General features: G+C 63.5%; 13 protein-coding genes. 11 read left to right on the top strand and 2 right to left on the bottom strand.

Going from position 1 to position 12,914, the window contains the following annotated elements; genetic code table 11:
* Positions 1 to 10: 10 nt before the first annotated feature.
* Together ACE103_RS30465 and ACE103_RS30460 are read left to right on the top strand one after the other, a co-directional pair.
* Positions 11 to 712 (top strand): NUDIX hydrolase, encoded by a 702-nt coding sequence (locus tag ACE103_RS30465; RefSeq protein ID WP_375781215.1) that lies wholly within the window; start codon positions 11 to 13, stop codon positions 710 to 712.
* 111 nt (positions 713 to 823) lie between these two features.
* The gene (locus tag ACE103_RS30460) at positions 824 to 1,525 is read left to right on the top strand and encodes a glutathione S-transferase C-terminal domain-containing protein (RefSeq protein ID WP_375776063.1); all 702 of its coding nucleotides are present in this window, start codon (positions 824 to 826) and stop codon (positions 1,523 to 1,525) included.
* A gap of 145 nt (positions 1,526 to 1,670) precedes the next feature.
* On the opposite strand, the gene ACE103_RS30455 is transcribed toward ACE103_RS30460, so the two are convergent.
* Positions 1,671 to 2,222, bottom strand: a complete 552-nt coding sequence (locus ACE103_RS30455) for a TetR/AcrR family transcriptional regulator (protein WP_223975593.1) — start codon at positions 2,220 to 2,222, stop codon at positions 1,671 to 1,673.
* Between the two features lie 72 nt (positions 2,223 to 2,294).
* Here ACE103_RS30455 and ACE103_RS30450 point away from each other — a divergent pair, with 72 nt between their 5' ends.
* The 9 genes from ACE103_RS30450 to ACE103_RS30410 all read left to right on the top strand — a co-directional run bounded on the left by ACE103_RS30450 (position 2,295) and on the right by ACE103_RS30410 (position 10,236).
* On the top strand, positions 2,295 to 2,531 hold the full coding sequence (locus tag ACE103_RS30450) for a DUF2798 domain-containing protein (RefSeq protein ID WP_223975595.1): 237 nt from the start codon (positions 2,295 to 2,297) through the stop codon (positions 2,529 to 2,531).
* A gap of 139 nt (positions 2,532 to 2,670) precedes the next feature.
* Positions 2,671 to 3,552: an NAD(P)H-binding protein gene (locus ACE103_RS30445; protein WP_375776062.1), complete on the top strand. Its 882-nt coding sequence runs from the start codon at positions 2,671 to 2,673 to the stop codon at positions 3,550 to 3,552.
* A 199-nt stretch (positions 3,553 to 3,751) separates the two neighbouring features.
* Positions 3,752 to 4,213, top strand: a complete 462-nt coding sequence (locus tag ACE103_RS30440; protein WP_375776061.1) for a hypothetical protein — start codon at positions 3,752 to 3,754, stop codon at positions 4,211 to 4,213.
* Between the two features lie 203 nt (positions 4,214 to 4,416).
* Positions 4,417 to 5,727 carry an ABC transporter substrate-binding protein gene (locus ACE103_RS30435; protein WP_375776060.1) on the top strand — a complete coding sequence of 437 codons (1,311 nt, stop codon included), beginning with the start codon at positions 4,417 to 4,419 and terminating at the stop codon, positions 5,725 to 5,727.
* A 21-nt stretch (positions 5,728 to 5,748) separates the two neighbouring features.
* A complete protein-coding gene (locus ACE103_RS30430) occupies positions 5,749 to 6,522 on the top strand; it encodes an ABC transporter ATP-binding protein (protein WP_375776059.1) in 774 nt (257 codons plus the stop codon).
* 5 nt (positions 6,523 to 6,527) lie between these two features.
* The gene (locus tag ACE103_RS30425; protein WP_223975702.1) at positions 6,528 to 7,232 is read left to right on the top strand and encodes an ABC transporter ATP-binding protein; all 705 of its coding nucleotides are present in this window, start codon (positions 6,528 to 6,530) and stop codon (positions 7,230 to 7,232) included.
* Between the two features lie 193 nt (positions 7,233 to 7,425).
* Positions 7,426 to 8,307, top strand: coding sequence for a branched-chain amino acid ABC transporter permease (locus tag ACE103_RS30420; RefSeq protein ID WP_375776058.1), 882 nt, complete (start codon positions 7,426 to 7,428; stop codon positions 8,305 to 8,307).
* Positions 8,304 to 9,314 carry a branched-chain amino acid ABC transporter permease gene (locus ACE103_RS30415; protein ID WP_375776057.1) on the top strand — a complete coding sequence of 337 codons (1,011 nt, stop codon included), beginning with the start codon at positions 8,304 to 8,306 and terminating at the stop codon, positions 9,312 to 9,314. Before ACE103_RS30420 ends, ACE103_RS30415 begins: the two co-directional genes overlap by 4 nt.
* Positions 9,280 to 10,236 carry a polyphosphate kinase 2 family protein gene (locus tag ACE103_RS30410; RefSeq protein ID WP_375776056.1) on the top strand — a complete coding sequence of 319 codons (957 nt, stop codon included), beginning with the start codon at positions 9,280 to 9,282 and terminating at the stop codon, positions 10,234 to 10,236. The genes ACE103_RS30415 and ACE103_RS30410 overlap by 35 nt, the downstream gene beginning before the upstream one ends.
* A 217-nt stretch (positions 10,237 to 10,453) precedes the next feature.
* On the opposite strand, the gene ACE103_RS30405 is transcribed toward ACE103_RS30410, so the two are convergent.
* Entirely contained in the window at positions 10,454 to 12,649 is a 2,196-nt protein-coding gene (locus tag ACE103_RS30405) for a spermidine synthase (protein WP_375776055.1), read from the bottom strand.
* Positions 12,650 to 12,914: the final 265 nt, after the last annotated feature.

The following is a 12,914-nucleotide window of genomic DNA, read 5'->3' as shown; positions in this document are numbered from 1 at the left end:
AATGAGCGACATGCAGTCTCCGCTGATTTGCCGCGTCACCACGCTCGATCTGGCATTGCAGCAGCGTCCCTGGCCGTTCGCGGACGAGCGGCGCGGCGAGATCGACGCGCATTTCGCCGAGCAGCAACGGCTGAACCCGAACCTGTGGAACGGCCGCGTCCTGCTCGGGCGCGATCCGGTGTTTGCCGGCGAGCGGCTCAGCGCGAGCTATTTCGAGACCGATTTCGCAAGCTTCCTCGCCTGGCGCGACTGGGGGTTTCCCGACAAGGAGATTTTCAACGGCTTCGGCATGGGCGCGCTGCTCTCGATCGACGGCGCCTTCGTGTGTGGCGTGATGGGCGAGCGGACCGCGAATGCCGGACGGATCTATTTCCCCTCCGGCACGCCCGATCTCGACGACATCAGCGGCGAGACCGTCGATATCGCCGGCAGCGTGATGCGCGAGCTCGAGGAGGAGACCGGGCTTACCGCAGCGGATTGCCGTGCGGATGCCGATTGGCACTGTATCTACACCGGCGTTGCGCTCGCAATGATGCAGATCCTGCGCGTCGACATGTCCGCTGAAGCCCTGCGTGCGCGCATCGAATCCAACCTCGCGCACCAGAAAAATCCCGAACTCGTCGGCATCCATCTGGTGCGCAGCCGCGCCGATCTCACCAGCGCAATGCCGCGCTTCGTCACCGCCTTCATCGAAACGCAGCTGCCGGCGTAGGCGCATAGAGGTCCGCTTCCGGGGTGAGGCGGTCGTTGCCAGGATCTGGCTGACGTTTCCAACGAACCAATCTTGGGGTATCGTTAGCCGTCTCGAACGTGGCGAACCAGCATGCTCACGCTCTATTCCTATCCACCGCTGTTCGGCGTCGCCGACAACAACGGCTACGGCTTGAAGGTTTTCGCGTTTCTGAAGCTCGCCGACGTGCCGTTCCGGCACGAGCACATTTTTGATGCGTCGAAGGCGCCGCGCCAGCAATTGCCCTATATCGTCGACGGCGACGACACCGTCGGCGACAGCGAGACTATCCTCGCCTATGTCACCGACAAATATAGCGTGACGCTGGATGCGGCGTTGACGCCGGCGCAACGCACGACCAATCTCCTCGTCACGCGCACGCTCGACGATCTCTACTGGGTGATGTCCTATTCGCGCTGGCAGGACGAGCGCTACTGGCCCAAGTTTCGCGATGCACTCAAGCGCGAGCATCCGGGCCTCACCGATGACGGGTTGATGAAGGCCAAGGAGTTCAACGCGCAGCGCTATTACTACCAGGGCATTGGCCGCTTCGAGCCCGACGCCGCGATGGCCCGTGGGCTCGCCGATCTCGCCGCGCTGGCGAGCCTGATCCCGGGCCAAGGCTATGTGCATGGCGACACACCGACGAGCATCGACGCCAGCGTCTATGGCTTCGTGGCCAACATCTACTTCTACGACATCGAGACGCCGTTGAAGAAATTCGTGGTCTCGCACGATGCGCTGGTACGGCACTGCCGTGCCATCCACGCAGCAGTCAGTACGAGCGCGGAATAGGCTCAAGTCGTCGAGATCGCACGGCACCCGGCTTCGCCCGGAGCCCGATTGCCGAAATGGCACACCGCGCTGTGGCTTTCGCCCGTTGGCTTGCGGGTCTGTCTGTCGCGCTTGCGGCGCTGGGCGTGGCTGGCGCCGCGCTCTGCTATTTCCCCTGCCGCGCGCTTTCGAGCAGGGTCATGCAGGCGTCGAGGCAGGCTGCTGCAATCGTTCGGCCGAGGGGACCCGGCTTCTTGTTCAACAGCCGATGCATCACCACGCCGTGCAGCATCATCATGATCGGATAGGCGATGTGCGCGGCCCTGCTTTCATCGACACCGGCGCGCACGATATGGGTGGTGTATCGCTCGATCTCGCCGGCCTGCGCACCCGTGGTGACACGCTCCATCCAGCCGCGCCCGTAGAGCAATTCATAATCGCGGGGGTGGGTGCTGCCGAACTCGAGATGCCGTACGCAGGTGTCCTGAAAGTCGCGGGATTTTGCGAGGTAGGCCGAGAAGCGCTGAAAGGCCAGCGTGCGTAACGCCGTCAGCAACGCCTCCCGGTCGGCGTAGTAGCTATAGACCGTCGGCGTCGTCGTGCCTGCTTCCGCGGCCACGCCGCGGATCGTCACGGCCTCCTCGCCGCCCGACTGCCACAGCGTGTCGGCGGCCTTCAAGATCCTGTGAGGCAGCTCCGGATCGGCGGTTCTCGGCATTAGCTCTCTTGCTTTTACAATGTATAAGTTATACGTCGTCTAAATAATAAACCCGAAACCAGGAGCAGGCAAATGGCCCTTTCCCCGAAACTGATTGGCCCCTCGATCTCCATGATCACCGGCCTGATCACGTCGACCAGCATGTCGTTCGTCGGTCTCGCCATGAACTATGGGTTCCAGCCCGATTTCGCCGTGCGCTGGCTGAAGGCCGCAGCAACGAGCTACGTCGTGATCGTCCCGCTGTTGATCATGGTCATCCCGCGGATCCAGCGCTTCGTCATGCGGCAGGCCGGGTTGTCGACGCGCTGAGGTCGGGTCGCAGCACAATGCGCACCGTCTCCGGGTTCGAGCCCCCGAACATCACAGATATCACGCCAATTCGTCCTTTGAACGCAACCCGAGGGTCAGCAACATGACGACGAAACATAAGCACGACAAGCCGATTCTCGTGACCGGAGCCGCCGGCGCTGTGGGCGGCATCGGCCGCAGCCTCACCGAATTCCTGCTCAGGAATGGCCACAAGGTGCGTGCCCTGGTTCGGCGGGAGGACGCGCGCGCCGAAGCCTTGCGGCGGCTCGGCGCCGAGGTCGTCAAGGGTGACCTGACGGACCTCGCCTCGATGCACCGCGCCATCGAAGGTTGCCGGCGTATCTATTTCGGTATGTCTGTCTCGGCGGCTTACCTGGAAGCCACGATCAACACTGCCGCGGTGGCGCGACACCACGGCATTGAGGCTTTCGTGAACATGTCGCAGATGACGGTCTCGCAGATGAGCATCAACGAAACCACCGACAGCCCTCAGCAGAGGCTGCACTGGCTGGCGGAGCAGGCGCTGGCCTGGTCGGGACTGCCGGCCGTCACGGTGCGGCCGACGGTGTTCCTTGAGGGCTTCTTTCTGATGCTCGCAGCCGCCGGCGTGCGGGCCTCCGACGAGTTGGCGCTTCCGATGGGCGATGGCAAGACCTCGCCGATCTCGGCGGTCGATGTGGCGCGCGCGGTCGCGGCGATCCTCGACGATCCCGCACCACATATCGGACGAATCTACGATCTGACGGGGCCCGAATCCGCCGATCTGAACCACCATGCGCGTGCTTTCTCCGAGGCGCTCGGCAGGCCCATCCGATATCGCGACATCCCGCTCGCGGCGTGGAGCGAAGGCCTTCGGCGGGCGGGATTTCCCGAGCACGTCGTCAGCCATCTCTCGGCCATGACCGAGTTGAACAGGCAGGGGCGTTACGACCGCATGACGGACACCATATACACGCTCACGGGCGAAGTACCGGTGAACACGCGCGATTTCGTGAAGCGCCACGCCGCCGAATTCAAATAGTGTAGACTGGCGCTTTGATGAGGTGCTCGGCACAGATCGAAGCGGAATCCGACCGTTGCGGCGCCGGGATGGCGCGCTTTGGATCGCGGCCGTGCAATGGCACGGCCGACCGGAATTCCGGCACAACAATCTGCCCGCGGTCACGCTCCGTCGTCGGTCTGGCGCAAGCGTATCGGGGCAATCCGACGCGGGCAGTCCAATGAGACCTATCAGGGAAGGGCAGGCGCTTCTGGCACGCTTCGTTCTGCTGCTGCTGTTGAGCGGCTGTGGCGAAGCGGATCAAATTGCGGAGCAGGAGTGTCGTTCCTTGGATGCCCGCAGTTCGGTACTCAGGACATTTTCGGACGATCAAAACAACAAGCTGGTGACTTTTACTCTCAAATACTCGAGTTCGCTTGAAGCAATGATGAATGCTGCGAAATCGGAAACCGAAAAATCGGCGATCTTGGACGGTGCAAGGAAAAGCGCTGTCTACAGTCTGGACGGCACGATACTCGTGAAGTCCAAGGACAAGGCAACGCGGGAAGTCACTTGCATTGCAATACTGTCCGTTAGCGTCCTGGATACGAGCGCGGAAAAAGAGATAGAATTTCAAGTGAAGCAAACGAGCGACGGAACGCGGCTCGTTTCAGTCAGTCCTTTTCTTTTCTCGGTAGACTAGTCCCGAAACCCCGAGCGGGCGTGCTCGGTATTCGGTCTGGTCGGCTATCGACCCGCCTGTGCGTCCGCAACCATTTGCTGAAGCTTTGATCACACCTGCGCCGTGGCGACGCAGCCATCGCGCTTGACATCATCGGCCACTCCCCATGTGATAGGGCCGAACGAAAACAAAAAATGCAGTGCACAATCTCTGGGGAGGGATTCATGCCGGTCAGGAAGGCCACCCGCTGGCTCGCGGGTCTGTCTGTCGCGCTTGCGGCGTTGGGCGTGGTCGGTGCCGCGCATGCGCAGGACAAGAAGATCAAGATCGGCGTGATCTTCGATCTGACCGGCCCGTTGGCCGGCGGCGGCTCCGAGCTGCAATATACCGGCGTCAAGATCATGCTCGACCATTACGCCAAGACCGGTGTCGAGGGTTACAAGGTCGAGGCGGTCTATGCCGACGCGCAGAGCAAGCCGGATATTGCCATCAACGAGGCCGTCCGCCTGCTCGAGCAGGAAAAGGTCGATATGGTGATGGGCTTCTTCTCCTCGGCGCAATGCGTGCCGGTGGCGGCCCGGGTCGACCAGATGAAGAGGTTCATGTGGATCACGACCTGCATCTCATCGGGCGTGTTCGACGGCAAGAACTACAAATATGTGTTCCGTCCGCAGGCCGCAGGCAATCAGTACGGCATGATGACGACCGACTTCATCGCGCAATACTCCATGTCCAAGTTCGGCAAGGAGCCGAAGGACCTCCGTGTTGCCATCATCCATGAGGACGGCGCCTATGGCGTCGACGTCGCCAAGGGCAACGAGGCCGGTGCGAAGAAAGCCGGCTTCAACGTCGTGCTCAAGGAGGGCTATTCGGCGACTGCGCCCGATCTGTCGGCGCTGGTCACCAAGCTCAAGCGCGCCAAGCCCGACGTGATCTTCCACACCGGCTACAATCCGGACATTACGCTCCTATTCCGCCAGGCGCGCGAGCAGGGGCTGAAGTTCGGCGCCATCGTCGGCCACGGCGCGGGCTACGGCGTCTATGAGAAGCTGAAGGAAGGCCTCGGCGCCGACGCCAATTATCTCTTCAACACCGACCCGATCTCGATCTGGCTTGCCAACCAGAGCGGCATGGATGCCAAGCTGCCGCCGGTTATCAAGATGGTCGGCGAGGCGTTCGACCGGCTGAAGCCCGGCGTGTCGATCCGCTCCGCCCATGTCGGCATCGGCGCGGCCAACGCCTATGTGTTCCTCGACGACGTGCTGCCGCGCGCGATCAAGAAGTATGGCGGCGTCGATCCGGATGCCCTGCGCAAGGCGGCACTCGACACCGACATTCCAGAGGGCGGCACCATGCTCGGTTACGGCGTGAAGTTCTACGGCGAGGGCGAGCAGTACGCCGGGCAGAACGCGCGCTCGTTCCCGGTGGTGCTGCAATATATCGATGACAAATCCTATGTGGTGTGGCCGAAGAGCCAGATGCAGCGCGAGACCGTGCTGCCGCTGCCGGCCGGCACCACCTACAGCTACAAATAGCTCGCTCGCGAAGGGGACGCCGTGCTCGCCGTCGAAGGCCTGGTCAAGCGGTTTGGCGGCTTTCGCGCCGTCAACAATGTGTCGTTCCGCGTCGAGCAGGGCGAGATCCTCGGCCTGATCGGCCCGAACGGCTCGGGCAAGAGCACGATCTTCAACATGCTCTCGGGCACCTTGCCGCCGACCGAGGGCTCGATCCTGTTCGACGGCCGCGAGATCGCGGGGCTTGCCCCGCACCGGATCATCGTCGGCGGCATCGGCCGCACCTTCCAGATCCCGCGGCCGTTTCATCGGCTGAGCATTTTCGAGAACGTCGTGCTCGCCGGCTTCTACGGCCAGGGTCGCCACAGCCGCAGTAAGGCCGAGGAGGCGGCCGAACGCGCGCTGGCGATGGTCGGCCTGCCGACCGATCGCCACGCCAGCGTCGAGGGCCTGGGCGCCGCCGGACTGAAGAAGCTCGAACTGGCCAAGGCGCTCGCCACGGGACCGAAATTGTTGTTGGCCGATGAAAGCCTCGGCGGGCTCGACGAAACCGAGATGGACCAGGCCGCCGACATGCTGCGCCGGATCCGCGACGAGCTCGGCATCACCATCATCTGGGTCGAGCACATCATGGGCGTCTTGATGCGGGTGGTCGATCGCGTGATGGTGCTGGATCACGGCGAGAAGATCGCCGAGGGCCTGCCGGCTGATGTCGCCGGCGATGCAAAAGTGATCGAGGTCTATCTCGGCACCGATGCGGATGCGAGCCTGGCTGCTGCCGTCGCCGAGCAGGCGCGCCGCCGGATCGGGGCGTGACCGGCATGCTGGAGCTCCGATCGATCGACGCGGGTTATGGCAGCTTCCAGGCGCTGTTCGACGTCAGCCTCGATGTGAAGGCAGGCGAGGCGGTCGGCGTGATCGGTCCGAACGGCGCCGGCAAGACCACCTTGATGCGCGTGATCTCGGGTCTGATCCGCCCGAGCAACGGCAAGATATCGATGGAGGGTGCCGACGTCGTCAGGACGCCGGCGCATCGCATCGTCAGCCTCGGGATTGCGCATGTGCCGGAGAACCGCAGGCTATTTCCGCGGCTCACCGTCGACGACAATCTGAAGATGGGCGCCTACATGCCCGGCGCCCGCGCGCATTACGCCGAGCGGCTCGATTTCGTGTTCGAGCTGTTCCCGCGCATGAAGGAGCGTCGCCACCAGATGGCCGGCACCATGTCGGGCGGCGAGCAGCAGATGTGCGCGATCGGCCGCGCGCTGATGTCGAACCCAAAACTGCTGCTGCTCGACGAGCCCTCGGCCGGGCTCGCGCCGGTCGTGGTGCAGCAGGTGTTCGAGCTCGTCAAGCGCATCCGCGCCAGCGGGCTGACGGTGCTGATCGTGGAGCAGAACGTGCAGCAGGTGCTGCGCGTGGTCGACCGCGCCTATCTCCTGGAAGCCGGCAGCATCCGCGCCGCCGGCACGGCGGCGGAGCTCGCGGCCAGCGACACCATCAAGCAGGCGTATCTCGGGGTGTAGGATGATGACACTGGCGGGCAAGTGCGTTCACTCATTCTCCCGTCATCCTGAGGAGCCGCGAAGCGGCGTCTCGAAGGATGTACGGCCCGGCTGGTGGCCGTGCATCCTTCGAGGCTCGCTCCGCTCGCACCTCAGGATGACGGGTCTGCTGGTTCACCTAGCTGACGACGCCTCGGTCTAAGGCAGAACCGCCATGCAATCCTTCCTCGACATCTTCGACATCTACCTGCTGGAGGCCGTCATCAACGGCATCCTGCTCGGCGGCGTGCTGGCGCTGCTGGCGCTCGGGCTCAACCTGATCTTCGGCGTCATCGACGTCACCTGGATCTGCTATGCCGAGCTCGTGATGATCGGCATGTACGGCATGTACTACCTCGTGCAGGTCTTTCATCTGCCGTACTGGGCCGCCGCGCCGCTCGTCATCCTGCTGGTGGCGCTGCTTGGCGCCGCGCTGCATTTCCTGGTCATCGCGCCGCTGTTGACGGCGCCGCCGATCAACCAGCTGCTCGCCACCGGCGGCGTGCTGTTCATCCTGCAGAGCTTTGCCACCGTCGCCTTCGGCATCGACTTCCGCAATCTCGGCATCCGCCTGCCGGTGCTGGCGCTCGGCGAGATGAATTTCAGCTACGCGCGACTATTGTCGTTCGGCGCGGCGCTGGTCGGCATGGTCGGCGTCTATCTGTTCCTGACCCGCACCTTCACCGGCACCGCGATCCGCGCCATCGCGCAGGACCGCCAGATCATGCCGCTGATGGGCGTCGACCCCAGGCGCATCTATCTCGTCACCTCGGCGATCGGCGGCGGGCTCGCCGGGCTCGCGGCGTGCCTCTTGGTGCTCCAATATGACGTGCATCCGTTCGTCGGGTTGTCGTTCGGACCGATCACCTTCCTGATCTGTGTGCTCGGCGGTCTCGGCAATTTCATCGGCGGCTTCATTGCGGCCTTCGTGTTCGCCGAGATCATCTCGCTCGGCGGCCTGTTCTCCGATCTTGAATGGGGCTACGTGCTGGCCTTCGCCTTCTTCATCGTCATGATGTTCATCCGGCCCGCGGGCCTGCTCGCGAGGCGCTCGTGAACAGGCAGGCGGCCTTCTGGATCATCGCGCTGCTCGCACTCGTCGCGCTGCCTTTCGTGCATCGTGATCCCTATCACCTGCACGTGCTGGTGCTGATCCTGATCTGGTCGTTCGCCTATACGTCGTGGTCGATCATGGGCCGCTTCGGCCTGGTCTCGCTCGGCCATGGCGGCTTCATGGGCATCGGCGCCTATGTCACGGCGCTGCTGTGGAATCACCTCGGCGTCTCGCCCTGGATCGGCATCCCCCTGAGCATGGCGACCGCGGGCGTGCTCGCGCTGATCGTCGCCTATCCCTGCTTCCGCTTCCGCATTACCGGGCACTATTTCGTGCTGGTGACCCTGGCGCTGTCGGGCATCGTGCTGCAGGTCATCACCGCGACCCGCGACTATACCGGCGGCTCGCTCGGCTATACGCCGCAGCGCGCGCCGAGCGGCAAGGGGCTGTTCGCGCTGCAATTCGACGACAAGATCACCTGGTATCTGATCGCGCTCGCGGTCTGGGTCGCAGGCCTCGTGATCTGGCGCGCGATCGACCGCAGCATGATCCGCCATGCCATGGAGGCGATCTCGGAGGATGAGGATGCGGCGGCAGCCGCCGGCGTCAACGTCACCGCCGAGAAGCTCAAGGTCACGCTGATCAGTGCGCTGATGACCGCGCTCGCCGGTGCGCTCTACTGCCAGTACCAGATGTTCATCTCGCCGGACACCGTGAGCGGTATCGCGGTCTCCTTGCAGATGGTGTTCGCCGCGATCGTCGGCGGCGTCTATGTCGCGCTGGGACCGACGGTCGGCGCCATCATCACCATCGTGCTGGCCGAGGTGCTGCGCATCTCGTTCGGCACCAAGGCGGTCGGCTGGGACAATCTGGTCTATGGCGTGCTGCTGGTGCTGTTCATCATCTTCCTGCCCAAGGGCATTCTTGGTAGCGTGATCGACCGGATCAAATCGCCACGCAAGCCGTCGAGAGGCCATGAGCAGCAAACCGTCCCCATCGCTCGCCGATGAACTGAAACCCTTTGTCGCACCGTTCCGCTTCGACGGCGCAGGCGAATTTCGCCTGAAGTCGTATCCGACCGCCGAGAAGGGCGGCATCGACAAGGACGCCGGCGGCAAGATCATCGAGGCCAACCGCAAGCGGCTCAACGACTTCCAGGAGAAGCTCTACGCCCAGGACCGCTGGTCGCTGCTCCTGATCTTCCAGGGCATGGACGCCGCCGGCAAGGACAGTGCGATCAAGAGCGTGTTCGAGGGCGTCAACCCGCAGGGCTGCGAGGTCTCCTCGTTCAAGCAGCCCTCGACCAAGGAACTCGACCACGACTTCATGTGGCGCGCCATGACCGCGCTGCCGGAGCGCGGCCACATCGGCATCTTCAACCGCTCCTACTACGAGGAGTGCCTGGTGGTGCGGGTGCATCCCGAGGTGCTCGGCAAGCAGAAGCTCCCGAAGAAGCTGGTGACCAAGGACATCTGGCGCGAGCGCTTCGAGGACATCTCCGCGATCGAGCGCTATCTGTCGCGCAACGGCACCATGATCCTGAAATTCTTCCTGCATGTCTCCAAGGAGGAGCAGCGCCGGCGTTTCCTCGACCGGCTCGAGGAGCCGGCCAAGAACTGGAAGTTCTCGATGGCCGACGTCACCGAGCGCGCGCTGTGGGCCAAGTACCAGGCGGCCTATCAGGACATGATCCATCACACCGCGACCGGGGACGCGCCCTGGCACATCGTGCCCGCCGACCACAAATGGTTCGCTCGCGTCGTGATCGGCTCGACCATCGTCAATGCGCTCGACCGGCTCGAGCTGAAATTTCCCGAGGTCGACAAGGCCGAGCTGAGCGAATTCAAGCGCGTCCGCGCGGCGCTGGAAGCCGAAGGCAAGGGCGCGGTGGAAAACAAGGTTCCCGCGAAGAAGGAGGCGGTGAAAAAGTAGCGCCGTGTTTCTCTCGCTCGCGGGGCCTGCACGACTTCGGAATAATAGAAAAATGCCGCTGATTTGCCCGACGTGTCAAGCTGCCATGTCGAACGCCGGCAGCCGTCGGCTACTGTGCATGGGGTTGTTTTCGATATTTTGGCAATGCGCCCCTGCGACGGGGGAGGGAACCCTAGGCAGGTCCCTCGCCCCCGTGCGGCATCAAGCACACCAGTCGCTAGCCCTTGCGCGAAGGCATCCAGGCGGACAGCAGATAAAAACCGATCGCGACGATCAGGAGATAGCGGAAGCCGAGCAGGGTCGAGCACGACTCGGCGAGGCCGCCGATGACCGATCCCGCGATGTTGGATCCGAACGCCTGATCGGGATTGGCTTCGTCGCGGAACGAGCGGGCGAAGATCACGCCGGCGAAGAACATCGGGCCGAGCGCCAGCGCGCACGGGATCACGTAGCGCCAGACGATGCCGCCGCTGAGGAACGTGTCCAGCGGCACCAGCACCGAGACCGCCAGCAGCGCCAGCAGCCCGGCATAGTGCCGCGCCAGCCGGGTGGACGGCACCTTGATCACATACAGATTGGCGGCGAGGATCAACAATAGCGCGGTGAAGAACACCGCCGAGTTGACCAGCCAGGTGCTGCCGAACAACAGCGCCATCTGCACGACTGCCTTGGTCTCGAGCAGCATGAACGCCGCGCCGAGGAAGAACATCCGGTTGTTGGGCCGCCAGGCGCCCTTCGGCTTGAACAGATAGACCAGGCCAAGCCCGAGCACGCCGAGCAGGATCATCGAGCGAACGGTCAGGTCGGGGATCAGCCTGCCGCTGACATAAAGGAACGGCCAGTCGTCGCTGGTCGATTGCTTGGCGCCTTCATTGTCGACCACCAGTTTCGCCGGCGCCAGCGGCACCCAGTCGCCGTGCTGGGCGGTTGCCTTGTCCTGTGGCTTCTCGAAGCCGTCGACCGCCAGATTCTCCGGCGGAATGCTGTTCAGCCAGAACTGGCCGCGGTCGCGGAACGCGGTGGAGATGCGCGGATTGCAGCCCGCGATGATGGTGGTGAAGCCGACCGCTTCGGACGAGGTCAGCGTTTCCTTGTAGGGCAGCGGCAGCACCAGCGGATCGCAGCCGAACACCTGCTTCGCCATCTCGGCGACGCGCTGCACGATCCAGCCCTGCCGATAGTAGTTGTACATCACGAAGACGCCGTCCTGCTTCAGCACGCGGCGGACGTCCTGGAACGCCTGTTCGGTGAACAGATAGCTTTCGAGGCGGATGTTGGCGTAGCCGCTGTGCAGGATCAGCGAGTCGACGAGCGCATACACCACCAGATCGTATTTGCGTTCGGTGGTGCGAAGGAAATGCCGGCCGTCGTCGAGATGCGGCACCACCCTCGGATCCTGATAGGGCTTGTCGGGATGGTTGTGGATGCCGATGTTCTGGATCACGGGATCGATCTCGACCGCATCGATGCGCTCCACGCCGAAGCGCAAGGCGTGGGCGAGGTCGTTGCCGGAGCCGGCGCCGATGATCATGACGTCCTTGAACGGCGCGCCGCCGCTGTGCTGCTGCAGCAGATGGATCAACGAATAGGACGAGCCGCGTTCGCTGAACGGCATCATTTCCTGATGGCCGATGCTGTTGACGGTGATCACGCCGTTCGATTTGTTGAGGTCGACGGCGTAGTAGGGCGACCAGCGGATGTCGTGGCTGTCGGAGCGATCGGTGTAGTAGGCGGTAAATCCCACCACGACGATGATCGTCACGAGGCGCAGCAGTGACAGCGCCTTGTCCTGGTAGAGCAAATAGACGATGCCGGCGCAGCTGATCCCGAACCAGACCACCGGCGGCGCCTGTGCGAACGACAGCAGCGAGAACCCGACGATGCCCGCGAGGCTGCCGCCGATATTCAGCGAATAGCCGGCGACGCGGTTGGGGTAGGCGTCGAAGGCGCGGCCGAGCGTCTGGCCGAGGCCGACGAACATCAGCGCGATCAGCACGAAGAACAACCCGGCGATCGCCTCGATCGGCACGACGAACTTGGCGAGATCCGGGTTGCGATACTCGGTGCCGAAGAACACTTCCTGCGGCGACGCCTGATGGCCGACGTCGACCGCGAACTGGCCCCAGTTGGAATACAGCATCATGATCGTGGCCACGGCGGCGAAGGTCACGAGGGCGAGCCCCGGAAACAGCGCAAGCCAGTTGGTGGTCCGCCGCGCAGCAAGGCAGCCGCAGGACATGCCGAGGAAGGCCGCGAGCAGCACGATGTTGGTGAAGAATTGCAGGAACACGACCTTGGCCGAGAACCAGCGGATGCAGGCGAGTTCGAGGAACAGGATCAGGAATCCGACCAGGAAGAGATTGAAGCCGGCTTGGCGCTGATTGGGCCCATCGGCCAGGTTCGTCGTGGGCATGATCCTGATATCTCCTTAACCAACCAAAGGACGCGCCCCAATACCCGGTCGCCGCCGGCACACTAGATGCAACCAGTTGAGCAAAGATTGATTTGCCCGGCCGCGTACGTGTTGCGGTTGGCGCCGCTGCCACGCAGGGAGTCATGGTGTAGGAAAGGTTTCGCTGCGAGCGGGTCGCGCCCCGCTTACTACCCCGGCGCCGATTGTCCATGTCAGGAACGAAAGGGGAGGGAGCCCTTTCGGTAGGCTCCCTCACCCGTCGGCA

It is taken from the genome of Bradyrhizobium sp. ma5, assembly GCF_042258955.1.
In the GTDB taxonomy this organism is placed as follows: Bacteria; Pseudomonadota; Alphaproteobacteria; order Rhizobiales; family Xanthobacteraceae; genus Bradyrhizobium.
The sequence above is the reverse complement of the archived record's forward strand: the minus strand, read 5'-3'. Positions and strand labels throughout refer to the sequence as shown.